This window comes from Spirosoma oryzicola (genome assembly GCF_021233055.1).
Lineage (GTDB): Bacteria > Bacteroidota > Bacteroidia > Cytophagales > Spirosomataceae > Spirosoma > Spirosoma oryzicola.
Map to the genome: position 1 here is coordinate 1,800,655 of NZ_CP089538.1, position 23,907 is coordinate 1,824,561.

Annotated in this window: 22 protein-coding genes; 10 read left to right on the forward strand and 12 right to left on the reverse strand. The window is 49.7% G+C overall.

The window, feature by feature from the left end:
- Positions 1 to 68 precede the first annotated feature (68 nt).
- The gene (locus LQ777_RS07305; RefSeq protein WP_232561863.1) at positions 69 to 1,604 is read left to right on the forward strand and encodes an FAD/NAD(P)-binding protein; all 1,536 of its coding nucleotides are present in this window, start codon (positions 69 to 71) and stop codon (positions 1,602 to 1,604) included.
- The gene (locus tag LQ777_RS07310; RefSeq protein ID WP_232561864.1) at positions 1,576 to 2,499 is read left to right on the forward strand and encodes an AEC family transporter; all 924 of its coding nucleotides are present in this window, start codon (positions 1,576 to 1,578) and stop codon (positions 2,497 to 2,499) included. Before LQ777_RS07305 ends, LQ777_RS07310 begins: the two co-directional genes overlap by 29 nt.
- Positions 2,500 to 2,615: 116 nt before the next feature.
- Here the strand turns inward: LQ777_RS07310 and LQ777_RS07315 are convergent, their stop codons facing one another.
- The 8 genes from LQ777_RS07315 to LQ777_RS07345 all read right to left on the reverse strand — a co-directional run bounded on the left by LQ777_RS07315 (position 2,616) and on the right by LQ777_RS07345 (position 12,983).
- Complete coding sequence (locus tag LQ777_RS07315) at positions 2,616 to 3,722, reverse strand: vWA domain-containing protein (RefSeq protein WP_232561865.1); 1,107 nt, start codon at positions 3,720 to 3,722, stop codon at positions 2,616 to 2,618.
- 230 nt (positions 3,723 to 3,952) lie between these two features.
- The gene (locus tag LQ777_RS07320; protein ID WP_232561866.1) at positions 3,953 to 6,307 is read right to left on the reverse strand and encodes a TonB-dependent siderophore receptor; all 2,355 of its coding nucleotides are present in this window, start codon (positions 6,305 to 6,307) and stop codon (positions 3,953 to 3,955) included.
- Positions 6,308 to 6,720: 413 nt separating this feature from the next.
- Positions 6,721 to 7,644 (reverse strand): aspartate carbamoyltransferase catalytic subunit, encoded by a 924-nt coding sequence (locus LQ777_RS07325; protein WP_232561867.1) that lies wholly within the window; start codon positions 7,642 to 7,644, stop codon positions 6,721 to 6,723.
- A 73-nt stretch (positions 7,645 to 7,717) separates the two neighbouring features.
- Positions 7,718 to 9,142, reverse strand: coding sequence for an arylsulfatase (locus tag LQ777_RS07330; RefSeq protein ID WP_232561868.1), 1,425 nt, complete (start codon positions 9,140 to 9,142; stop codon positions 7,718 to 7,720).
- Positions 9,143 to 9,176: 34 nt separating this feature from the next.
- A complete protein-coding gene (locus tag LQ777_RS07335; RefSeq protein WP_232561869.1) occupies positions 9,177 to 10,109 on the reverse strand; it encodes a M20/M25/M40 family metallo-hydrolase in 933 nt (310 codons plus the stop codon).
- Positions 10,110 to 10,581: 472 nt separating this feature from the next.
- On the reverse strand, positions 10,582 to 10,653 hold the full coding sequence (locus LQ777_RS30660) for a DUF433 domain-containing protein (protein WP_425276944.1): 72 nt from the start codon (positions 10,651 to 10,653) through the stop codon (positions 10,582 to 10,584).
- 52 nt (positions 10,654 to 10,705) lie between these two features.
- Positions 10,706 to 12,265 (reverse strand): alpha-amylase family glycosyl hydrolase, encoded by a 1,560-nt coding sequence (locus LQ777_RS07340; RefSeq protein ID WP_232561870.1) that lies wholly within the window; start codon positions 12,263 to 12,265, stop codon positions 10,706 to 10,708.
- 118 nt (positions 12,266 to 12,383) lie between these two features.
- Positions 12,384 to 12,983, reverse strand: a complete 600-nt coding sequence (locus LQ777_RS07345) for a Maf family protein (protein WP_232561871.1) — start codon at positions 12,981 to 12,983, stop codon at positions 12,384 to 12,386.
- Between the two features lie 85 nt (positions 12,984 to 13,068).
- Between LQ777_RS07345 and LQ777_RS07350 the strand changes: the two genes are divergently transcribed.
- The 4 genes from LQ777_RS07350 to LQ777_RS07365 all read left to right on the forward strand — a co-directional run bounded on the left by LQ777_RS07350 (position 13,069) and on the right by LQ777_RS07365 (position 16,870).
- Positions 13,069 to 13,599 carry a GNAT family N-acetyltransferase gene (locus LQ777_RS07350; protein ID WP_232561872.1) on the forward strand — a complete coding sequence of 177 codons (531 nt, stop codon included), beginning with the start codon at positions 13,069 to 13,071 and terminating at the stop codon, positions 13,597 to 13,599.
- Positions 13,600 to 13,757: 158 nt separating this feature from the next.
- A complete protein-coding gene (locus tag LQ777_RS07355; protein WP_232562813.1) occupies positions 13,758 to 15,695 on the forward strand; it encodes a BamA/TamA family outer membrane protein in 1,938 nt (645 codons plus the stop codon).
- 60 nt (positions 15,696 to 15,755) lie between these two features.
- A complete protein-coding gene (locus LQ777_RS07360; RefSeq protein WP_232561873.1) occupies positions 15,756 to 16,211 on the forward strand; it encodes a MarR family winged helix-turn-helix transcriptional regulator in 456 nt (151 codons plus the stop codon).
- Between the two features lie 53 nt (positions 16,212 to 16,264).
- On the forward strand, positions 16,265 to 16,870 hold the full coding sequence (locus LQ777_RS07365) for a YceI family protein (protein ID WP_232561874.1): 606 nt from the start codon (positions 16,265 to 16,267) through the stop codon (positions 16,868 to 16,870).
- 81 nt (positions 16,871 to 16,951) lie between these two features.
- Here LQ777_RS07365 and LQ777_RS07370 read toward each other — a convergent pair whose 3' ends face one another.
- Positions 16,952 to 17,395: a type I restriction enzyme HsdR N-terminal domain-containing protein gene (locus LQ777_RS07370; RefSeq protein ID WP_232561875.1), complete on the reverse strand. Its 444-nt coding sequence runs from the start codon at positions 17,393 to 17,395 to the stop codon at positions 16,952 to 16,954.
- 79 nt (positions 17,396 to 17,474) lie between these two features.
- Here LQ777_RS07370 and LQ777_RS07375 point away from each other — a divergent pair, with 79 nt between their 5' ends.
- Positions 17,475 to 18,245 (forward strand): AMP nucleosidase, encoded by a 771-nt coding sequence (locus tag LQ777_RS07375; RefSeq protein ID WP_232561876.1) that lies wholly within the window; start codon positions 17,475 to 17,477, stop codon positions 18,243 to 18,245.
- A gap of 58 nt (positions 18,246 to 18,303) precedes the next feature.
- Here LQ777_RS07375 and LQ777_RS07380 read toward each other — a convergent pair whose 3' ends face one another.
- Positions 18,304 to 19,641: a tetratricopeptide repeat protein gene (locus tag LQ777_RS07380; RefSeq protein ID WP_232561877.1), complete on the reverse strand. Its 1,338-nt coding sequence runs from the start codon at positions 19,639 to 19,641 to the stop codon at positions 18,304 to 18,306.
- 340 nt (positions 19,642 to 19,981) lie between these two features.
- Here LQ777_RS07380 and LQ777_RS07385 point away from each other — a divergent pair, with 340 nt between their 5' ends.
- On the forward strand, positions 19,982 to 20,404 hold the full coding sequence (locus LQ777_RS07385; protein ID WP_232561878.1) for an Hsp20/alpha crystallin family protein: 423 nt from the start codon (positions 19,982 to 19,984) through the stop codon (positions 20,402 to 20,404).
- Positions 20,405 to 20,473: 69 nt separating this feature from the next.
- On the opposite strand, the gene LQ777_RS07390 is transcribed toward LQ777_RS07385, so the two are convergent.
- A complete protein-coding gene (locus tag LQ777_RS07390) occupies positions 20,474 to 21,139 on the reverse strand; it encodes a phosphoribosylanthranilate isomerase (RefSeq protein WP_232561879.1) in 666 nt (221 codons plus the stop codon).
- Between the two features lie 87 nt (positions 21,140 to 21,226).
- Between LQ777_RS07390 and LQ777_RS07395 the strand changes: the two genes are divergently transcribed.
- Positions 21,227 to 22,480 (forward strand): MFS transporter, encoded by a 1,254-nt coding sequence (locus LQ777_RS07395; protein WP_232561880.1) that lies wholly within the window; start codon positions 21,227 to 21,229, stop codon positions 22,478 to 22,480.
- Positions 22,481 to 22,578: 98 nt separating this feature from the next.
- On the opposite strand, the gene LQ777_RS07400 is transcribed toward LQ777_RS07395, so the two are convergent.
- Positions 22,579 to 22,788 carry a hypothetical protein gene (locus LQ777_RS07400; protein WP_232561881.1) on the reverse strand — a complete coding sequence of 70 codons (210 nt, stop codon included), beginning with the start codon at positions 22,786 to 22,788 and terminating at the stop codon, positions 22,579 to 22,581.
- 195 nt (positions 22,789 to 22,983) lie between these two features.
- On the opposite strand from LQ777_RS07400, the gene LQ777_RS07405 reads away from it, so the two are divergent.
- The gene (locus LQ777_RS07405; RefSeq protein ID WP_232561882.1) at positions 22,984 to 23,850 is read left to right on the forward strand and encodes an SMP-30/gluconolactonase/LRE family protein; all 867 of its coding nucleotides are present in this window, start codon (positions 22,984 to 22,986) and stop codon (positions 23,848 to 23,850) included.
- Positions 23,851 to 23,907: the final 57 nt, after the last annotated feature.

Sequence of the window (23,907 nt, forward strand, 5' to 3'; positions counted from 1 at the left end):
AAAAGAGGTTAAAGAAGCAGGGGTGTTACCAACCAGATGAACTGAATAAGCCCTGCTTCTTTACCCAGATGGACCAGCAAAGGATTGCTATTGTAGGAGGAGGTGCCTGTGGAACGGCTACGTTTATTCACCTCGTATTGAAATTGATCGTAACGCCCGAATCGGAACCCGTATCATTTGCGCTCATTGAAAAACGAGATGAAATAGGACCGGGGTTAGCCTATGGCACAGGCCAGAAAGGACATTTGCTCAACACATCAGCGGGATTGATGGGCATCTTCGCCCAGGAGCAGAACCACTTCGTCGAATGGATGGCTAGCCACCGCGAACTGATCGATGCCGAATACCCCGACATCGCTACCGACGAGCACAGTTACCCGCCCCGCGAACTTTACGGCATTTATCTTAAAGAAACGTTTGAGGAGTACGTCGAACTGGCCCGGCAGCATGGTATGACGGTCGATCTGTACCACGAACTGGCCGTCGACGCAGCAATTACTGAAGAGGGTGCTACCGTTACGCTCGAATCAGGACAAATTATTGAGGCTGATGTATTGGTACTGGCGACAGGAACGCCCAAGTCCAACACCTTTAACGACCTGGAATCGTCGCCAAATTACCTGGATTCGCCCTGGCCCGCCGGTCGTATTCTGGACACGATTACCGATAAAGACGCGTCGGTTTGCGTACTGGGAGCCAGTCTGACCGCCATTGATGCGATCATAACATTGGTCAACAACGGCCACCGGGGACCCATCAAATTATACTCGAAAGACGGATTGATACCCCGCGTACAGTCGCCGGAAGAAAAACCCTTCGATCGAAAGGAGCTGACCATCGGCAACGTTCGGCGAATCATCCGGGAGCAGAAGCGGGCGCTACGTGCCAGCGATCTGTTTCGCTTGTTTCGGGCTGAGGTTGAGCGAATAAAAGGTCCACTGGACTGGAAGCAGTTCCGCCGGATCGGGAAATCTCAACTCGACCTGTTGAACGAAGACATTGAACAGGCACTTCAGGGTGACAGTATCTTCCAGAATATTCTGTATTCAACTCGCTATAGTTCGTTTGCGATCTGGCAACTGCTGCCGCAGGATGAACGAATTCGCTTCTCCAAGTGGCTTAAGCCTTATTCGGACATCAACCGTCACGCTATTCCTCTCCAGAACGCGTACAAACTCCGCGATCTGCTAGCTTCGGGTCAGGTGACAGTTACGGCGTATTCGGACGAAGTGACATGGGACGACAAAACCCGACGTTTCACGATGACGACGGAAAAAGGATTTACCGATGAGGCCGACTACGTAATCAACGCAACTGGTCCGGCTACAAAAGCAGAAAAAATGCTTGTTCCGGTTTTGGAACGACTGCTTAAGAAGAACCAGTTGGTTCCTTGCGAAGCGGGTGGCGTACAGGCCGACGTCAATACCATGCAGCTCTACGTGCCAAACATGGGCGATGCGCCCGCCTATGGAATCGGCCATCTGCTGGTCGGCGAATTGTTCGATACAAACTCCGTTTGGTTCAATGTGGCCCGCATTGACCCGCTAACCCAATCGATTATCAAACGAATCCAACATGAACGTACTGAGCGAGTTGCTTACTAGTGTCGTACCCTTGTACGGTTTTATCATACTTGGGTACGTTGCCAGTCGGTGGCTTGGTCTCAAAAGTAAGCCTATTTCGAGCCTGCTACTTTACGTGCTGATTCCGCTGGTCATTTTTGATAACATCCTGAAAGCCGAACCCGCCCAGTTGGCAACGGCTATGGGCATTATCTTTCTGTTGGCGGCTCTTATGAACATTCCCGCTCAACTGGCCGGTCGGCGGTTGGGGGGGGATATCAATCAGGACTTGCTTCGTTGCTCGTTTTCGTACTTCAACATCGGCTGGTTTGGTATTCCGGTTGTGATGGCTTTATTCGGAGAGGAAAAGATGCCACTGATAATCAGTGCTTATATGGGTAACGTACTGTACGGTGATACCGTGGGCTATTACCTCATATCCCGTAGTAAAGACATGGGCGTCGGCGATTCAGTCAAAAATGTCCTGAAGATTCCGGCTATCTACGCGCTGGTGGCAGCTATTATTGCCAATGCGTACGGGTTTACAATGCCCGAATCACTGGAACCGGTAATGAAAGGAGCCAGTTGGACGCTCTCAGCCCTCGGCATGACCATCATCGGTGTCACACTGACCGCCGTTGATGTGAAAAAGGTTGATTATAGCCTGTTCAGTAAGATCATGGCTGTACGCTACGTGGCCGCTGCCGTGATCCTGGGAGCACTGGTCTGGCTTGAGTCTATCGTGCTGGGTAAACTGGAAGGTGACGATCAGAAATTGATCCTGTTAATGGCGTCGTTCCCGATTGCCGCCAATCTCGTCGTGTTTGCCACCTTTATCGATTCCGAAACAGAAAACGCGTCTATTCTGGTGACGTTCTCGTCAATTATCTCGTTGTTCCTCGTTCCGGCAACTTGTCTGTTGCTGTTTCAGTCCTGAGTAGAGTTAGATTATTTCTTTTCGTAACCTACCTCTCACAAGTTGGGTATAGTTTTTTGTCATGGCTCCGGCCACCCGGCCCGACGCCATGACAAAAACTATACCCAATACCTCTGCTAACCTTTAATGTTCTTCCGGCGGTTCCGCTGGAAATCCTCGAACATCATATTGCCTAATCCCTGCAAGCCACTGTAGTAAGCGCGCCCGTTATTCACCTTCGTAAACTCCTGCACGAATTGTTTCAGATACGGGTCCGAAGCAATCATGAACGTGGTAATGGGAATCTCTAATCGACGGCATTGAGCGGCTAACGTCAATGTTTTGCTCACTACCTTGCGATCAAGCCCGAACGAGTTTTTGTAATACTTAATCCCTTCTTTCAGACAGGTCGGTTTTCCGTCGGTGATCATAAAGATCTGCTTGTTCTTGTTTTTGCGTCGACGCAGCAAGTCCATTGCCAGTTCAAGCCCGGCCACGGTGTTGGTGTGGTAAGGACCAACTTCTAGATACGGTAATTCCTTCGCCTGAATCTGCCATGCATCGTTCCCAAACACCACAATGTCGAGCGTGTCTTTCGGGTATTTCTGTTTGATCAGCTCGACCAGTGCCAGGGCTACTTTCTTGGCGGGCGTGATGCGATCCTCGCCGTACAGAATCATCGAGTGGCTAATGTCGATCATCAGTACCGTTGACGTCTGCGTTTTCTGCTCTTTCTCCGTCACCTCCAGGTCACGCTCCATCAGCCGAAAATCATCGACACCGCTGTTGATCTGCGCGTTTTTGATGGATTCGGTCATCGAGATCTGTTCCAACGTATCGCCAAACTGGTAGGTCCGTAGATCACTGCTCAATTCATCACCCGAGCCCGAGTAAGGCGTATTGTGGTTCCCTCCTGACTTCGACCGCTTGAGTTTACCGAAAATCTCATCGAGTGCCGACCGGCGGATCGTTTGTTCGCTTTTAGGCGTCATCACGATTTTGCCTTCCTCGTTGTCTTCGGTCAGATAGCCTTTTTCTTTCAGATCGTCGAAAAAATTGCCGATGCCGTATTTGTCGTCGGTCAGGCCGTACTGCCGATCAAGCTGGCTCATCCAGGACATCGCCTGCTCTACGTCGCCGGAGGTCAGCAGGAGCAGTTGCTGGAAGATGTTAAGGAGCTGATCGAACTTATTGCCGTCCTTTTGTTCGGGGGGGACGTAGTCAGAAAATTGAAAGCCTTTCATATAGCCAATGAGTGATTGAGCGAACTGTAAATGCGTGAGGTGCTAGTTACGTAAAATCTTTCTTTGAGAACAGTATGGGTAACGGATTTGTTCGGCTGGCTAAAATGAGTCAGCGTATGGGCAAAATAGGCGTGTCGTTAATGGATAGCTGGCATGCAAAAATCCCCGCCATCGACCAATGCTAACGATCAGTCAATGGCGGGGATTGTCCGCTAACGAATTAAAATGGTTTAGAACCGGTAGCTGATGCCAACGCGTGAGTTACGACCTGGCTCAGCCTGATAGTAGTAGAAGGTCAGGTAGGGCGAACCGGAATACAGATAAGCGTCGGTCAGGTTGAAGACGTTAGCCGTGACCCGGAACCGATCCTGTTCCCAGAACAACCCACCGTCGAGTTTGAAGTAATCGGGTAGTGCCAGCTGTCCCGTTGCCCCAGTCCAGGCCCAGGTTGTGCGCTCACCCTGGTAGTTGAAACCCAGAGAAGCTCCAACCCCTTTCAGTATACCCTGCTGAACCCGGTAGCTCAACCAGGCATTGGCGTTGTGCTTCGCGTAGCCCGGCACTTTGTTGCCGACCAGAGACTCGGTAGCCGAACGTGAAATCTTTGAATCCGTCAAGGCGTAGTTGGCAACCAGGTTCAGACCGCTTACAATTTCGCCCCGCAAATCGAATTCAATACCCTGCGTTTTGGTTTGGCCGAACTGGATAACAAACTGCTCGCTAGCCGTATTGCTGGGATCAGCCGAGTTCTGGTTGTTTTGCAGGATGCTGTACAACGCCAATGTCGTATTCCAGCGACCGCCAAACCAATCGCGTTTTAGGCCGATCTCCTGGTTGTTGCCGGTAACGGGTTTCACCTCGCCACCGTCGCGCCGGATACCGGTCTGCGGGACAAAGGACTGATCGTAAAGGGCATAAACCGATGTTTGTGGATCAATCGAAACACTCAGGCCCACCCGGGGCGTAAAGCGTTTTCCTTTGGTGATGGTACCGTACGAATTATTCGTTACGTCGGTAAAACGACCCGCCAACGTCAGGCGAAGGCGATTATTAAGAAAGCCTAATTCGTCTTGGGCGTAGAAGCCGGTATACGACTGCGTCAGCACACCGCCCGCCCGCTGGGCTAAGCTCTTGCTCCGGTCAAAGTTGCTAATGGGGAGCACAGGTGCTCCTCGCGTAGCCCGGTAGATGTTGAACGAACCCGCTGTGTCTAGATCAAAGGACTGTCCCCAGTCGGCGAGGTACTCTTTGCTGCCTAAATCCAGACCTGTCAGGATGCGATGCTGAATACCGCCCGTCTGCGCCGTTCCGTTCAGGTATAGCTGACCAAATTTCATAACAGACGACGCGTCCCAGATGCTTACGTTTCGGATGACGTCGCCATTCGCGCTCACCGAGTTTACCCACATCGAACTACCCATCTGCTGGTAATTGAAGTACGAGCCCTGAGCCGTTATTTTCCAGTTGGGATCGATCTGGTGCTGAAGGTTAATGGTCAGGTTATGATCGTTGATAGTAGTCGGTTCCAGACCGCGTTCGGCAAGCGTAAAATCGCGGGGGAGCTTCGCATAGCCACGCGTATCGAACGCATAGTAACTACCCACGTTCGACATTTTTGAATACTGATAAATGTATTCGGTCGTCAGTGTTGTCCGGTCGCTTAGGCGGTAGCTGATAACGGGAGCAACGCTGTAGCGGTTGTTGTATTCGTACGGGCGGAACGAGTTTTTGGTTTGCCCCATCGCGTTGAAGCGGTACAACAAACGACCATCCGAACTGAGCTTGCCGTCCAGATCAATCGAAGCCCGGTAGAAATCGTAACTGCCCAGAATAAGGCTGGCTTCACCTTTGGTAACACCCGTTGGCCGTTTGGTCACGACGTTGTAAATACCGGTTGGGTCGCCATTCGACATCATAAAACCGGCGGGACCTTTCACAAACTCAATGTGATCGACAAAGCTCATGTCTTCCGTTAGCGGACCCCAGGTTGAGGTGATGTTCATGCCGTTCCGAAACGCTGACAAACGACCACCCCGCGCGTTTACCCGCGAATACATATCGCCCCAATGTTCGAGCCGTGTCGCTCCGCTAACGTTGCGAATAACGCCATCACTCATGCTGGTTACCAGCTGATCCGATAGCACCTTATTGGTGATAACCTGAATATTCTGCGGAATTTCAAGAATGGGAGCCGCCAGCCGTAGCGACGAAGAAACGTTCGGGTCGGTGTACTTGCCCCGTCCGGCCATCACCATGACTTCCTGCAACTGGTTGGCACTTTCGTTGAGCATAACGGTTGGGACATCGGTAACCTGTCCTGCTTGTACGCTTACGGCCTGTTCCCGAGTTTCCAGGCCAATCAGTGAAATTTGAAGCGTATAGTCGCCCGCTTTAATGTTTTTTAGCTCATAGGTACCCTCCGCCGTAGACATGGCACCGTAACGAGTTCCTTTCAACTGTACGGTAACCGATTCGACTGGATTGCCTTCGGAAGAAGTAATCTTACCGCGAAGGCCACCCGTTTGCGCAAAGGCAACACTACTACTAAGACACAGTAGTAGAACGTACATATATAATTTGCTCATCTTGACTGAATTTGGTTAACGGCTGCAAAAGTACATATTAGTTCTTATTTAGACCACGTATAAATAAAAATAATTGAGTATATTTCTTGTCGGACATTCTTTTATACAACTTGGTCCTACTGAGAAAGCCTCAAAAAAACGGCTGAAATGACGACGGGCGGGTTGATTTCGGGTATTTGCCCAAAATCAACCCGCCCGCCAGGTAAGGATTATACTTACTTATCAATTCGTGCTTACGCCTTTGACTACGTCAAAGTAGATGTCGGATCAGCTACCAAAGCGGACAAAGTTGTGGAGTCAGCGGGACCGCCATGTGGTGTCGGTTTCTCAAAACCGACACCACATGGCGGTCCCGCTGACACTGCTCTTCCAGCCCGCATGGGCGTCAATCAGCGAACTATTATCAAACGTTTCTACAATTGGGCCAGTAAATAAAGCACCGCCATACGAACCGCAACGCCATTCTCGACCTGATCCAGAATAATCGAATGCGATGAGTCGGCAGCATCGGAAGTCAGTTCGACACCCCGGTTGATGGGGCCAGGGTGCATCAGAACGATAGGCCGATCGAGTTCGTCGAGCATTTGCTTCGAAATGCCGAAGTACAGCGAATACTCGCGTAACGACGGGAAGTATTTGATTTGCTGGCGTTCCAGCTGAATGCGAAGCACGTTCGCCACATCGCACCAGGCCAGGGCCGCCCGAACGTCATGCCCGACTTTCACCCCAAGGGCTTCGATGTGTTTTGGAATAAGCGTTTTGGGGCCACACACCATCACTTCGGCTCCTTGTTTCTGCAAACAGAAAATATTGGACAGCGCTACCCGCGAGTGGGTAATGTCGCCGATGATGGCAATGCGCTTACCAGCTACGTCGCCGAGCTTTTCGCGAATGGAAAAGGAATCCAGCAACGCCTGGGTCGGGTGTTCGTGGGTGCCGTCGCCCGCGTTGACGACATTGGCGTTGATGTGCTTGGTCAGGTAGTGCGGAGCGCCGGGGCTGCTGTGCCGCATCACGACCATATCCACTTTCATCGCCAGAATGTTGTTGACCGTATCCAGTAAGGTTTCGCCCTTCTTCACCGAGCTGCCCGACGCCGAAAAATTAACGACATCCGCCGACAATCGCTTTTCGGCTAGTTCAAACGACAGTCGGGTACGGGTCGAATTCTCGAAGAAAACGTTGGCGATGGTCACATCACGCAACGAGGGAACCTTCTTAATCGGGCGGTTGATGACTTCTTTGAACTGCCCAGCCGTTTCTAGAATGAGCTGAATGTCAGATTCGGTCAGGTCTTTAATGCCCACCAGATGGCGGACGCTGAGAGATTGGGCCATGGAAGCAGTAAAACTATAAATTGGGCAAAGATAGTGGTCTGCTTCACGGAACAAGTCATAGAAGGCTATTTTTTCATTGCTTTACCAGGGGAAAGAGTGCGGACTCAACGTGCGAACTGGTCATCAATCGGCCCAGTTCGTCCGCTTTGTCGGGGTATTGGGCCGCTAGGTTTTTGGTTTCGCCAGGGTCTTTTGACAAGTCATAAAGCTCGACTAGCCCCTTCGGATTCTGGACAACCTGTAGCCGAACCGCTTTCCAGTTGCCCTGACGGATAGCCTGTTTGCCACCTCCTTCGTGAAATTCCCAATACAGATAATCGTGTTTTTGCTGCGTTCCTCGGCCCGTCAGCGACGAAACAAAGGATAGACCATCAATTGGAGTAGTTGACTTGGCTCCTGCCAGTTCGGCAAAAGTGGGAAACAGATCCCAGAATGCGCCCATGTAATCGCTTTTCGATCCCGACTTGATGACGCCGGGCCAGCGGGCGAGGAAAGGCTCCCGGATACCCCCTTCGTACAAATCCCGTTTGACACCCCGAAAGCCACCACCACTGTTGAAAAATTGAGGATCGGCTCCTCCTTCCGTATGTGGGCCGTTGTCGCTGGTAAAAATGACCAGCGTGTTCTGGTCCAGTCCTTTCGCTTTCAACGAAGCCATCAACTGACCGACATACAGGTCGAGCCGGGCTACCATAGCGGCAAACGTAGCCCGTGGATAGGCCTGCGAGGTATACCCACCCGTTTTGGCGTCGGGTCCATAGTCGGCTCCGTTGAACGGTTTCTCATCGAATTTTCCTTTGTACTGCGCAAACAGACTGTCGTCGGGGACGAGCAGTTCGGCATGAGGGAGGGTGTAGGGCAAAAAAAGAAAGAACGGTTGTCTGCCCGTCTGTTCGTTCAAAAACTGAAGCGCCTGTTTCTGAATAAGATCCGGCGCATAGTCGCGGGCTTGTTTCAGGTCCTGATTGCCAGCTAGCACAATCTTCTGATCGTTATGCCAAAGATGATCGGGATAATAACGGTGGGCCAGCGCCTGACAGTTGTAGCCATAAAACTGGTCGAACCCTTGTCGGGTTGGGTCGCCCTCCGAACCGACGGGGCCTAATCCCCATTTGCCGAATGCCGCCGTGGTATAGCCCGCTTTTTTTAACAGTTCAGCCATGGTAACGACCGAATCAGCGATGGGTTGCTGGCCCTCGGGCTTTACTTCTTTGTTCCCCCGTATGTACGTATGGCCCGTATGCTGCCCCGTCATAAGTGATGAGCGCGACGGGGCACAGACGGATGTACCCGCGTAAAACTGAGTGAACTGCATTCCTTCCTTGGCCAGCCGATCAATATGGGGTGTCTTGATTCGTTTCTGTCCATTAACGCCAATGTCGCCGTACCCCAGATCATCCGCCAGAATGACGACGATGTTGGGGCGGCTAGGTGTCTGCGCGTAGTTGACAAGAATAAAAGAAAGACTAATGGAAAGGCAGAGAAGAAAGGTTTTCATAGGCTGCTGGTTACTGTTTCGGTATTCGCGGAGGTTATTTTACCGCCGTGAAATTCATTTTCGGCTGCTGCATGGCGTTTTCCAGAATCTTTATTTCAAGCTGGAGAATCGCTTCTTCCGCTTTGCTGTCGATCTTGTCGGGATCGTCGGAGGGTTTGTGGTAGTCGGGGTGGCCGCCCGTGTGAAAGAACAGCACCGGAATCTGTTTGGCGTAAAAAGCCGCGTTGTCGGAGCCTCCATTGCCGGGACGATCCGTGAAAAACTTGATTGTACTTTCGACGCCCTTGAACACAGTCGGCCAGGCATCGCTCGTTCCGTAACCACCAATGCCAACGCCCCGCTCAGGATTGTAGCGGCCAATCATGTCCATACAGATCATAAAATTCATTTTCTCCAACGGCAATGTCGGATTATTGAGAAAGTAGCGGGAGCCCTGCAAGCCTAGCTCTTCAGCACCAAAGGCCATAAATAAGAAATTATATGGCTCTTTGACGTTGTTTTTAGCGAAATACTGTGCTAACTCCAGCAAACCAGCCACACCCGATGCATTATCATCGGCTCCGTTATGAATCTTTCCTTCGGGTTGCGTCTCCAGCGAACTACCCTGCCGACCCAAGCCGAGGTGATCATAGTGAGCGCCGATGACAATGGTGTACGGTGCGCCGTTGTCCAGAAAACCAATCACATTGGCGGCTTTTGGTAAACTGTCAGCAACGACTACCCGTCTGATTTTTGCCGTAAACGGCTGGTAATAGCCATTGGTGCCCAATGGTAATAGTTTGTACTTGCGAAACTGTTTGGCGATGTACGCAGCTGCTTTAGCATTTTCGGGGCTGCCTGTACCCCGGCCCTGCATCTTATCGGAAGCGAGTTTGTCGATGTGTTGAGCAATCCGTTTGGCGGATGGCGTCTGCCCAAAAAGGGGGGCAGCTAAAAAAACCAAGAAAAAGAGAAAGCGGTTTTGCATAAAATACTTTAGACGAAAAGCCCAAAGATACTAACCACTTACGCTACCAGAGACAATACATACGGCTAATCTAAAACCAGACTTTCATTGTCAGTTGATTAATCTTTTTCTTTTAGCCAATCGGCTAGTAGATGGGGAAGTTGTTCATTCACTAAAAAATTCATGCTGCTAACAAGCTGTCTAAATTTTTTCCTGAAGGATCGAAGTGAGTGTTTTTTGCCATCCCGGGGAACGAGGGATCTTTGCGAACCGGTACTTTATATTATTTCCGAAGATCCCTCGTTCCTCGGGATGACAAAAATGGTACAAAAATAAATTCTTAGACAGTCTCTAGAGGAAGGATATTAAAGTGCGCTAGTCGAACGGCATAGTTTAAACATTCTTGAATATCATCGGCTTACAGACCTGGATAATCAGCTATGATTTCAGACTATGTCATTCCGCTGGCTAACAATTCTAGAATTGTCGTGACTTACAGCCGTGACCCACGAATCGTGGGTTTGCCGTGGCATATAGTTGGGTCAATGGTAATTCGGGTCAGCATAGTCTCTATGTTTATGTAAAAGTAAGACAGAGAATAGTATTCGCAATTTGCTCTATTTCAACACGACACAACTGTAAGCAGGTACGGTCAGGCGGTCACTGTTGAGCGAGCTACCTGCTGCGCCTTCAAAAACGATGGCTGTACACCATTCTTCCGTTGGCGAGAAGAAGACATCAATCGATTTTTTGGTCAGGTTATGAACAACCAGTACACGCTGACCGTCTGAGCCATTTTGCCGGATGAATGCGACAACGCCCTTCTGGCGGATACCCGACTGGCTCAATAGGCTCAGGTTGTTATTCAGAACGGGATGGGTATTCCGGTAGTGGATCAGGCGTTGGTAGTGGTTGAAAAGCGAGTTCGGGTCCGACTGCTGCTGAGCCAGTGGCTGAATCGTCTGGCTGGTACTGTAGCGACCCCGACGCCAGCGCGTCCGTTGTTTGTCCCGTTCCCGAATGTCCCACAAAAACGGTTCCCGTATAAACTCATCCGGCTTCATACCCAACATCCCGATTTCTTCGCCATAATACAGATAGGGAAGGCCGGGCAATGTCAGCAAGAGATTGGCCGCTACTTTCAATTGATCAATATTTCCATGAAGCAGACTGCCAATCCGGTTCTGGTCATGGTTTGACAGGAGTAAGGCGTCAATAAATTGAGGGTTAACCGTTCGGAAGGTGGCGTGGACATATGAAAGATACTCCACCAAGTCTTCGGTGTCATTTTCTTTCTGAACGATCTCCGCGATCATCAATTGAAGGTCGAAATTGAAATTGGCTTTCAACCCCCGGAAATAAGGCGCAATGTGTTCGGGGCGGGTCCAGACTTCGCCGACGGTATAGGCACCGGGCTTAGCCGCTTCGACTACCTGCCCGAATTGTGCCCAAAACTCATGATTTTTAGGTTCTTCAAACTCGCGGTATAAATGACGTGCCGCGTCGAGCCGGAAACCGTCTACGCCAATGTCGTTGAGCCAATAGCGAACAATCTTAAAAACTTCGTCCCGTACCGGCTGATAGTCGAAATTCAGGTCGGGCATACCGCTCCAGAACATGCCGTAATACCGTTCGGGGTAGGCTGCTCCACGGACTGCGTGCCAGGGGTTTCGTTCGCCCGAATCGGCCGTAATGTCGCGGGTTGCCAGCTTACGCCGTTTGATCTCGTCAGGGCGAAGCCATTTATAGTAGTTCCAGTACGGGTTATCAGGCCCCTTTGATGCTTCCTCAAACCACGGATGTTTGATGCTGGTGTGGTGGAGAACCAGGTCGATAATAACGCCAATACCCCGCTGGTGCGCTTCGGTAACGAGCCGCTTAAAATCGTCCATCGTTCCATACTCCGGATCAATGCCATAGTAATCCGTCACATCGTACTTATGGTACGTTGGCGACGGGCTGATCGGCATGAGCCAGATCGTCGATACGCCAAGGTCTTTCAGGTAATCAAGTTTGCTGGTAACCCCGTTCAGGTCGCCGATGCCATCGCCGTTGGAGTCGGCAAAGGAACGGACAAAAATTTCGTAGTGAACCCCCGTCTGGCCGACCGAAGGAGAAGACGCATCAGCTGTAAAGCGTGAGCCTACCGCTGATGGCGTGGCATTATTTGTGTGCATTCAGGAAAATGTAGCTATCCTTTTGGTGAACGGAGAAACGAACGGATGAGTTTATCTTTGCGTCAATCTTGACCGGTTTTGCCGAGTAGCTAATACAGCTAAAGCAATGAGTAGTTCTTTACACGTTGATAGCGTAAGGCTTTAGCGCCTGATAAACCCGGTGCGTTGGCAAACCCATTACCGTGTAGAATGAGCCTTCTAACTGGTCGATACCAACTAAACCGATAAAGTCCTGCGCGCCGTAAGAACCCGCTTTATCGAAGGGTTTACACTCGTGGATATAGTACGAGATTTCTGCATCGGTCAGCGTGACAAACCGAACGGTTGTTTCATCGGTAAAGGATTGTACGATTGGCTCGGTCGAATCAACGGACGGAGTCAGGAGGGCAACGCCGGTCCGGACGCGGTGGGTTCGTCCCGATAGCGCCCGCAGCATTCGGCGGGCGTCGGCTTCGTCCTGGGGCTTGTTCATGATCTGGTTGTCCAAAATAACAACTGTATCGGCGCAGAGAACAATGCGCTGCCCTAAGTCCGGCATAAACTGTTCCGCTTTCTGACGGGCGAGGTATTCGGCCACTTCATTGACGGGCATCGTGTCAGGAAAAATCTCGTCGGTGGGACGCGTCTCAATCGTAAACTGAAATCCGGCGTCGTTCATGAGTTGTTTCCGGCGGGGCGATCCGGATGCCAGCACGAGCGGGTAACGTAAGAGGAACATGTATAGATCGGTTATGTACTATTGACGCACAAATTTCGGGCTATATTCGTAAAACATACAGAATAACCTATAAATCACTAGTCTCTTGAGAATTCGTCCTGCTACTGGTGCCGATGCGCCAACACTCGTGCCGTTAGCGGCAACGACCATGCGCGAAGCTTTCGGGCCCCCTCACAATCCGGCTCAGCTTGTTGAGGAGTACATTGAAACGGCCATCACTGAGCCCATCCTGGAAGCTGAACTGGCCGACCCACGTTCAACGTTCTTCATCATCGAAAATGATGAACAGATACCCGTTGGTTACGCGAAGTTACGTCGGCATCGGGCACCGCGTCGGTTGGCGCAGTCGCTTGGCGAAACGGATAAAGCCATTGAAATACAGCGGATTTATTTGTTGCAGCATCAGACAGGGCAGGGGCAGGGTCGCCTGCTTATGCAACACTGTTTAGACTGGGCGCGTAGTGCTGGTTACACCGTCGTCTGGCTCGGTGTTTGGGAGCGGAATGAACGCGCACTTGCCTTTTACCAAAAAAATGGGTTCGAGCGCTTTGGGTACCACTATTTTCAGTTTGGGTCCGAGCGGCAGCGGGATTTTTGGCTCAAAAAACAGTTATAGCTTCGAGAATTAATCAAGAGCTACAATAGCTGACCTGGCGAAAAGGCTATGAGTCAGAAAGAAAATAATTTTTGAACCGCCTAAACGAACGGAAGTTTTTACGCTCTAACTAAAAAACACATCCAGTGAACCGCTCCTATCCGAATCTATTAGTGCTGATGCCCTGCCGTTTGCTGGTCTGGTGCATCGCATTACTAGGAGCGGGCGCGTATGGTCAGATCGGTCAACCAGAGAATGATTCGACCCGGTATGTATCGAAAAAACTAAACGATTCACTCGCCACCAAAACGATCTCAACGATTGCCGACAGCGCTCTTTTGCAGCGAGACAGCGTTTTTTATAATCGCCTGAAAACAAGAATGTACAAGCATCGGCTGACGCGTCAGTTGTATGACCTTGTTTTTCAGGATGTTTACAACAGCCAGGTTCGGACGGGGGAAGTTAAGCAGATCGAAGTAAACCCATTCAAAGCCTACGAAGGCCGCATTATTGGCGATATTTACATTCGTCGGCTTGGCGTGTTCGGACATTCCGTTTATGACACGCTACGGAAGCCCGGTAACTGGGTTGAACGAACGGGTAACCGACTGCATACCAATACCCGCGAACACATCATTCGTCGATCCTACCTGCTTTTTAAAGAGGGGGATGCGCTGAACCCGACGGTGCTGCGTGACAACGAACGCTTGTTACGGACGACATCCATCTTTCACGACGCCCGGATTCTGGTATTACCACGTCCCGGAAGTCGGCAGTTCGTTGACGTATATGTGATAACGCAGGACGTCTGGTCGCTTTCGCCGACAGGTGGCGTTGGGGCGCTGAATCAGTTTAGCGTTGGTTTTGAACAACGAAATTTTCGTGGGCTGGGCCATCAGCTGTTTGCTCAGGTTGCTTACTCGGGACCCGATCCGCGCCAGAAGATGGAATACCAGGGGCGCTATACCGTTCCATTCATTGGCAAAACTTTTTTGACCGCTCAGGCCGAAGTGCTGTATTTGCGCGACCTGAAGCAGGCTGCCCTTCGCTTGTACCGACCCTTTCTGACGCCGGACACCAAATATGCCGGGTCAATCGAACTCAACCATACGCAGGTAAACAACCGGTTTGTGGCTCGTAACGACAGCGTACTATTTGTACCGCTCAGTTACAATTATTCCGATGCCTGGATTGGGCGGTCGTTTCGAATCTTTTATAGCGCGAAAGACGACGAACGAAAAGGCCGATCAAGACTGATCCTAGCCATACGCAACACCAATTATGAGTATTTGCGTAGACCAACCGTTACGGCGGATACCAATCAGCTTTATCAGGATAGTCGCACAACGCTGTTTAGTATCGGCTACACACGACGAAGATACGTTCGCGATGTACTGATTTACGGTTACGGGCGCACCGAAGACGTTCCGGTCGGAGAGGCCATCTCCGTGGTGACTGGTTTTGATAACGCAGAATTAGGCCCCAGAAAGTACGGGGGCTTAAATTTTTCGCAGGGAAAGTACCTACGTAAGCTGGGGTATCTCTACGCCCTGGTGAGTATTGGCGGCTATATCCGCAATCAGCGGATGGAGCAGGGCGTTTTTTCGCTGGAAGGAAATTATTTCAGCTCACTTCTGTCAACCCGATGGGGCAATATGCGACACTTTTTTAACAGCCGCTTTTACCTTGGTATTAATCGGTTCGACAACGAATACATTACGCTCAACAGCAGTGGCAGTGGCATTAATACGGACGGAATTGGCATCAATAACGATGCATTACGCGGCACGAACCGCTGGCTGATCAACTACGAAACGATCCTATTCTCGAAACTGAACCTAGCGGGATTTCGCATTGCCTTTATCGGATTCGCCAATCTGGGGCTCATTAGCTTTCCTGAGCGACCGCTCCTAAGCAGCCCTGTTTACCAGGGTTATGGGATTGGATTTCGATTGCGAAATGAAAACTTGACTTTCAACAGTTTTCAGATCCGATTTGCGTATTACCCAAACATACCCAACAATACTATTCCGCTCCGGATTGCTTTCGAAGGCATATCGGGATTACGGTTCCGAGACTTCGATTTAGCAGCTCCGCAATTAATTCAATACCGATAGGGAACAATTATAATTGTATATAATGTTGCTACATTAAATGTTATCGATTATATTTGCGCCATGTCAATAGAAACCGACATTAAGCAAGCAACTCCATTCAGGACGCCTTACCACCGGGTGATGGTCAACCTGATTTATACCAGCAATTGGATGGCTGATAGTCAGATGCGCTTGCTGAAACCATTTGGGTTAACCTTACAACAGTATAACGTCTTGCGGATCTTGCGCGGGCAGTCCCCCAACCCGGTTAAGGTAAGCGACATTACGGAGCGGATGCTCGACAAAATGTCCAATGCATCCCGGTTGGTTGACAAATTGGTCGCTAAAAAACTTGTGCTGCGGACCGAATGTCCCAGTGACCGCCGGGCCGTAGACGTTGTTGTTACCGACAAAGGACTGGCTCTGCTTACGCAGCTGGACGTTCATCAGGCCGAACTGGACGCTGACTACCAAAGCAAGCTTACCGAAGAAGAAGCGGTTTACTTGAGTCAGTTACTCGACAAACTAAGGGCTTAAACAGAATCACCTTTACTTACACATACAACCACAAAACAAAAACAAATAAACAAATGAAAACGCGTCAATTTTTAGCTGGTCTTGTTGCAGTTGCTGTAATGGCCGGTACCTCGGCTTTTGTTGGCCCAAAAAAGGTAGCTACATATAAAGTAGATACACAGAAAAGCGTATTGAACTGGAACGGTAAGAAAGTAACCGGCGAACACTCTGGAACGGTTAAATTATCAGATGGTTCTCTAGCTGTAGACGGTGGTAAACTGACGGGCGGAACCTTCTCGTTCGACATGAATAGCATCGTTTGTACGGACCTGACCGACGCTGGCTACAATGCGAAGTTCATTGGACACATGAAGTCGGAAGATTTCTTCAACACAGCGAAGTACCCAACGTCGACCTTTAAAATCACCAAAGTAACCCCAAAAGGTGGTGATGCGTACGACATCACGGGTAACATGACCATCAAAGGAATCACGAACGCTGTAACGTTCCCTGCAACGGTTAAGGCTACTGCCAATGGCGTTGAAGCAAATGGTAAAGCAACGCTTGATCGTACCAAATACGACATTCGTTATGGTTCGAAATCGTTCTTCGAAAACATCGGTGACAAAGCAATCTACGACGATTTCACCATCGAAATGAAAGTAGTAGCGAACAAATAAGTTCTGTTTGTACCTGATAGTGATTAAACCCGGCGTCTGGCGATGCCGGGTTTTTTGTGCAGTTAAGTAAACCCGTGATGATCAGACGTAAGCGGGGAAGTCATCCAAAAACTGCACTTCCGATGTGGCATGGTTGATGCCGCAACAGTAGTGAGTTATTCCGTTCGAAACAACCAGATAAGGGGCACGGTGAACGTGATTGTACCGGGCAATCTGATCAAACACCGACTGGGTAAGTTGGATGTGGGGCGCTTTGCACTCAACGATCAGGAAGGGCTGTCCCTGGCGATCAAATGCTACCACATCGGTGCGCTTCTGGGTCATGTTCAGGGTCAGGCCACCTTCGGCACGAATAAGCGCTTTCGGGTACGCATAATGCGTGAGAAGCAGGTTGATAATGTGCTGTCTAACCCACTCTTCGGGTGATAGACGAACATACTTCCGGCGTAACAAATCGAAAATATAAGGTTTACCGTCGACTTGCTTAATTTTGCAATCAAACTCGGGTAGGTTCAGCGTAACCATACCCCAAAGATAGTGAGCAAATAGGTGAATTTTCGTGTCATTCGTTATTTGCTTATTCGGTATCTCCTTATTGAAAACTATGAAGACAAAAGAAGAAATCGTCCAGAACTGGTTACCGCGTTACACCGGCACGCCAATTGAGCAATTCGGAGAGTATATCCTGCTAACCAACTTTATTAATTATGTTGACCTGTTCGCCAAAAAGTTCGATGTAGAAATAAGTGGTATCGGACGGGCTATGCAAACGGCTACGGCCAACAACATTACGATTATCAACTTTGGCATGGGTAGCCCCATGGCCGCAACCGTCATGGATTTATTGTCAGCCGTTAATCCGAAAGCTGTGTTGTTTTTGGGAAAGTGTGGCGGACTCAAAAAGACCCAGATCGGTGATTTGATCTTACCGATCGCGGCCATTCGGGGTGATGGAACCAGTAATGATTACATGCGCCCCGAAATACCAGCCCTGCCGTCTTTCCGGTTGCAGCGAGCGGTTTCGTCAACGATCAAACGGTACGAACTCGATTACTGGACCGGTACCGTTTACACCACTAACCGGCGTATCTGGGAGCACGACGAAGCGTTCAAAGATTACCTGCGGGAGATTCGCACGATGGCGATTGACATGGAAACGGCTACCATTTTCACCGTTGGCTTCGCCAACTCCATTCCGCACGGAGCCCTATTGCTGGTGTCGGATAACCCACTCGTGCCGGAAGGCGTTAAAACCGAAGAAAGCGATAAACGCGTGACGGGGCAGTTTGTCAACAAACACCTCGACATTGGCATTGACGCACTGCTTGAACTCGAATCATCCGGCGATTCGGTGAAGCACCTCCGGTTCGAATAAGAATAAAGCGCTCACTAGATAAGCAACAGTCGCTTATCTAGTGAGCGCTGGCTTTTAATTAGTTGCAAATGTCGCTAATGACTTTATAAGCAGGGCTATAACCCATTTCGCCAGCTTTGGAAAGGTCAAGGCAGCCGCTGTTTTCGTCGCCCAGGCTGTACTTGATGAGCCCTCGTACATAGAACGCTTCACCGTAGCGAGGGTTTAACTTGATGGCGTCGTTACAGTCGGTGATCGCTCCCCGCTGGTCACCCTGGGCCGATTTGATCAGACCCCGTGAAAAATACGCTTCGGCATAAGTAGGGTTCAATTCAATCGATTTGCTCAGATCAGCAATAGCACCTTTCTGGTCACCTTGTTTGTTTTTGCTAACCCCCCGACTAAAATACGCTTCGGAACGCTCCGGCGAAAGTTCGTTGATGCGATCCCGATCCTGTACCCGATTCCGGAGATTATCCAGAATAGGCCGGGTTACACGCGTGTTGTACACCACTTTCGTATCGGAGTTGGTATTGTTCATGTCAATCGATTGGGTGAAATCCAAAAGCGCCCCTTTCTGATCGCCGAGTTTACTACGGCAGAAACCCCGGCCATAGTACGCTTTATAATTGTCTTTCTTAAGCGCAATCGAGCGGTCGTAGTCGGTCAGTGCGCCTTTATACTCTTCGAGCTTGCCTTTCGCAAAACCCCGGTAGAAAAACGATTCAGCGTCTTCAGGACTTAGTTCAATTGCTTTGTTAAGATCGGCAATGGCTCCGGTAAAGTCATTAAGCTCCACTTTCGACACACCCCGTCCGGCATAAGCCTGGGAGCGTTTGGGAGTCATGTCAATAACCTTCGTGAAGTCGGCAAGGCTACTCGAAAAATCATTGAGTTTTTGCTTGGTGATGCCCCGGGCGTAGTACACCTGAACATTGGCCGGATCGAGTTCCAGCGTTTTCGTAAAATCGGCTAGTGCGCCCCGGTACTGGTCAATCCGGCTTCGGCTGACGCCCCGGTTGTAGTAAGCCTGTGGGTCGTCGGGGTTCAGTTCGATGGCGCGGCTGAAGTCAAGTAGCGCAGCCCGGTGGTCTTCCTGTTTGCTTTTGCTAACGCCCCGGCTTAGGTAGGCCATCGCATCTTTACCGTTTAGTTCGATAGCCCGGTCGTAGTCCAGAATGGCCCCCCGGTGATCTTTGAGATTGGCTTTGGCCAGTCCCCGATTGTAGTAGCTGGGTGCATTTTCGGGGTTCATCGTGATGGCCATGCTAAAGGCTTGGAGAGCACCGGTGAAGTCGCCCGATTTACTTTTCCCGATTCCGTTCTCGAAAAAATCGACGGCAGTTTGCTGGGCGGATGCGGTAAGCGTAAAACCAGCAAGCAATAAGGTTCCTAGCGGCAGAAGAAGTCGCTTCATAAAAAATAAGTACAAGATAAAATGTGGTGAGTATACTTACATGTATCTGGTCATAAATTTAAGTGATGTTACTAGATAGGACAAGAAAAATTAGCGTTAAATTATTGTTAGTCAAGACTATAGGATTGGTGGGATAGTGGCCTGCTTACGGAATAAACTGCCAAAATAGAGGCTGTATGTCTATAAGGACTAATTTTTTATGACAATATGTCATTTGCATTTTAGGGTTTTAATCAATATTGTGTCATTTTGTCTGCTATATTTTGCTATTTCGGATTGGTACATTGTTTGTCTATATCCGTATGTATTCGATAGAAGACAACTCAAACAACAGAAAAACATGGCAACTTTAGTTCGATATAACCGCATCCCAACTTTCTTTAACCCTTTCTACGGTCGTCCAGTCATCAACCGGTACCAAAATGTAAATCCGAATGTTCCTGCTGTGAACGTGAAGGAAGTTGAAGCTGGCTATCAGCTTGAATTAGCTGCTCCAGGTTTGAAAAAAGAAGATCTGAAAATCAACGTAGAAAATAATACGCTGACAATCGCTTACAAACCCGAGGAAAAAGCAGAAGAAACAACCCAGAAATTCACCCGGCACGAGTTTGGTTTCAGTGCCTTCGAGCGGAGCTTCCGTCTGCCTAAAACGGTGAACGCCGACGCCATCGCAGCTACCTACTCGAATGGTATCCTGACGGTTGAATTACCCAAAGTTGAAGTGAAAGAAGAAAAGCTTGTGAAAGAAATTAGCATTGCTTAATTGAGTAGGCAAATACAGAAGAGAACTGGGGAGTTGGTAGCTGATTGGGCGACCGGCTCCCCAGTTTTTTTATCCGATCAGGAGCCGTACGAAGGCTTCCAGTTTGTAGGCGTCCAACTGGCCATTTGTCCGAACGCCACTGCAAATATCAAGACCAAACGGCTGTACCGTTTCAACCGCTTTTCGGACGTTGTCGATGCTCAGTCCGCCCGCCAGAAAAACCGGCACGGGCGACTGTTCAACGATTCGACGGCTCACCGCCCAGTTATGCACTCGTCCGGTACCGCCCAGTTCCTTGACAGCCAGATTGGGATTGCCAGAGTCGAGCAGCAAGGCGTCGGCTCCGTGCTGAATGGCCAGTAAGGCTTCGTCAATGTTTTTCTCATCAATGACGTGAATGACCTGCACCAGTTTGATCGCGGGCAAGGTCGCACGCAACTGAGCGTAGGTTTCGGGTGGTACGGCGTCAACCAACTGGATGGTATTGGCTCCTACACGCTGTTGATGGGCAATAATGTCTGCCGTGTTTGTTTCGCTGGTGAGCATAAATGTGGCTACGGGCGGGGGCGTTGCCTGAACAATCTGGGCGGCTAACGTATCCGCTACGACACCGGGACCGCTGGGCATTCGACCAACCAGACCCAACGCGTCGGCACCGAGCCGGACGGCTAATCGGGCTTCGTCGAGGCTACTGATGCAACAGATTTTAATCCGTGTTCTGAACGGAGATTCCATGAGGTACTGCGTTTTATGAATTTGATGGTGAAGGGAGGGACAAAAATCGGATTTAATCGGTTAATCAGGTAATCAGCATCCCAAAACATGGTTTCCGACAGTACCCGACCAGATACCTACGCATCCCTCCGTATTCCTGATTTTCGCTATTTTGTCATGAATAGCTTTCTGATGACGGTTACGTTGCTCATTCAGGAAGTTATTTTAGGCTACGAACTGTACAAGACAACGCACGATCCACTGGCCTTGGGTCTGGTGGGTTTGGCCGAAGCTATTCCATTTATTGCCCTGTCGCTTTTTGGAGGGCATCTGGCGGACCGTTACGATAAGAAACGTATTTTGCAGTGGAGTTCGCTCGTAATCGTGTTAGGCTCCGTAATCCTGTACCTTGTCTTTCGACCGTCTGTAGTTGCCGGATTATCGCAAACCGCACGATTGGCGACTATCTATGGTGTATTGATGCTGATCGGTACGGCCAAGGGATTTTACTCACCGGCTAGTTCGTCGCTGAAACCGTTTTTGGTACCCCGCGAATTATACGCCAACTCGGCAACCTGGAGTAGTTCGGCCTGGCAGGCTGGCGCAATCGTAGGGCCGGGTCTGGCTGGTTTTATATACAGTTGGGTTGGCTTCGACAACACGCTGATCGTTGTCATCGGTCTTTTCGCTGTTTGCCTGTTTTTGATTAGCCTGATCGAGTCGAAGCCTGTACCCGTTACCAATGCACCCACGCAGGGATTTCGCGAGAGCCTGGGTGAAGGATTCCGGTTTGTGTTTAAAACGCCGATCGTGCTTTACGCCATTTCGCTTGATTTGTTTTCGGTGCTTTTCGGCGGAGTGGTGGCTATTCTACCCGTTTTTGCCGAAGATATTCTGAAAGTGGGTGCTGAAGGCTTAGGGTTTCTGCGGGCGGCTCCCTCCATTGGTGCGCTGACGACAATGGCTTTCATGACAAAATATCCGCCAACCCACAACGCATGGCGAAACATGTTATTTGCCGTTGCTGGCTTTGGGATTACAACGATCGTCTTTTCGTTATCGACGAATTTTTACCTGTCACTAATTATGCTGGCGCTGACGGGCGCGTTTGACAGTGTGAGTGTGATTATTCGCCAAACAATTCTACAAATCTTCCCCCCCGATCACATGCGTGGTCGTGTGGCGGCTGTTAACGGTATCTTCGTTAGTTCATCCAATGAGATAGGCGCTTTCGAATCGGGCTTGTTGGCTCGATTGCTGGGTACTGTACCGTCTGTAGCGTTGGGAGGGGTTGTTACACTCTTTGTGGTCGTGTACGTATACGCTAAATCGAAAGAGCTGTTCGCTGTACGATTGAGTTAAAAACAGCAGCTGAGAAGCCGGTTGAACACGGAAGCACTCGCCTGATTACTGGTCGTTGACGGGTAATCGGGCGAGTGCGTTTGCTTTGTACAAGAGCGTTAGCGGGGGGCTGCGTACTTATTACTGTCACCAATCAACGCGTTCATGTCAATCTGCTCGTTGAGAAGGACGCGCGTGTTAAAAATTTCCCAGAATAGTTCGTCGGGCAACTGATAGTCACGTTGCAGTTGAACCATATCGCGGATGCTTTCTTTCAATTGTCCAACAAGAGGTTGCACCTGAGAAGCGCGGGGTTGGTAATTTTCCATTGCCTTTGTTTTTAGCGTGCGAGATTCTAAACAGCCTCGGTTTTATATTGTTTTACAAAAGGAAAAGGGTAGCTAACAGACAGTTAGAATAATTATATTGTTTCTACTTGGTACAAGTCATAAACGAGCTTTGACCCCGCTATCTTACAACTAAATTTTTTTACAACGATAAATCCCCTGATTATCAACGCGCATATGAAAAGAATTCTGCTTTTTTCACTAGCCCTGCACGTCGGAGCGCTTCTTCTGGCCCTAACGCCTGCCGCTCGTCCTAAACCCGTTAAGCTGGTTAAGGTATGGGAAACAGATACGACGTTACGAACACCTGAATCGGTTCTGTACGATGGTAAAAGCACCCTCTACGTCGCTAATATTGACGGAAAGTCGGATTCACTTGACGGAAGCGGGTTTATTTCAAAAGTGTCACTGGATGGTAAGATAGAAAATCTGCACTGGACCTCTGGACTGAATGCGCCTAAGGGCATGGGATTGTATAAAAATCGGTTGTATGTGACGGACGTATACCGGCTGGTGGCTATCAATACTGAGAATGGTCAGGCGGAAAAAACCTGGGATGCCGTTGGCAAAGGAGCCTTTCTGAACGACGTAACGGTTGATAAAGATGGAACCGTTTACGTATCGGATAGCCGCGCTGATAAGCTGTATCGGTTGAAAGGTGACAAGTGGGAAGTGTTTATGGAAGGCGAACAACTCAACAAACCCAATGGGGTACTGGCAGTTGGGAAAGACCGGCTTATGGTGGGCAGTACCAAAATTGGCGCACTACGAACGCTGGATCTAAATACGAAAACCATGAAGACTGTCGCCGATGGCATGGTGAATACCGATGGAATTGTGCCAGAAGGAAAAGGCAACTTTATCGTGTCCGATTGGAGCGGCCAAGTCTTTCACGTGAGCGCCGATGGTACCAAGCAACAGCTTCTGGATACACGTTCCGATAAAGTCAATGCGGCTGATATCGAGTATATTCCTAAAGAGAAGCTGTTGATTGTTCCCACTTTTTTTAAGAACAAACTCGTCGCTTACCGGCTTGAAAAGTAGATAGCCATAATTTGAAAGACTATACTTTTTTGTCATCCCGAGGAACGACCGGGATGA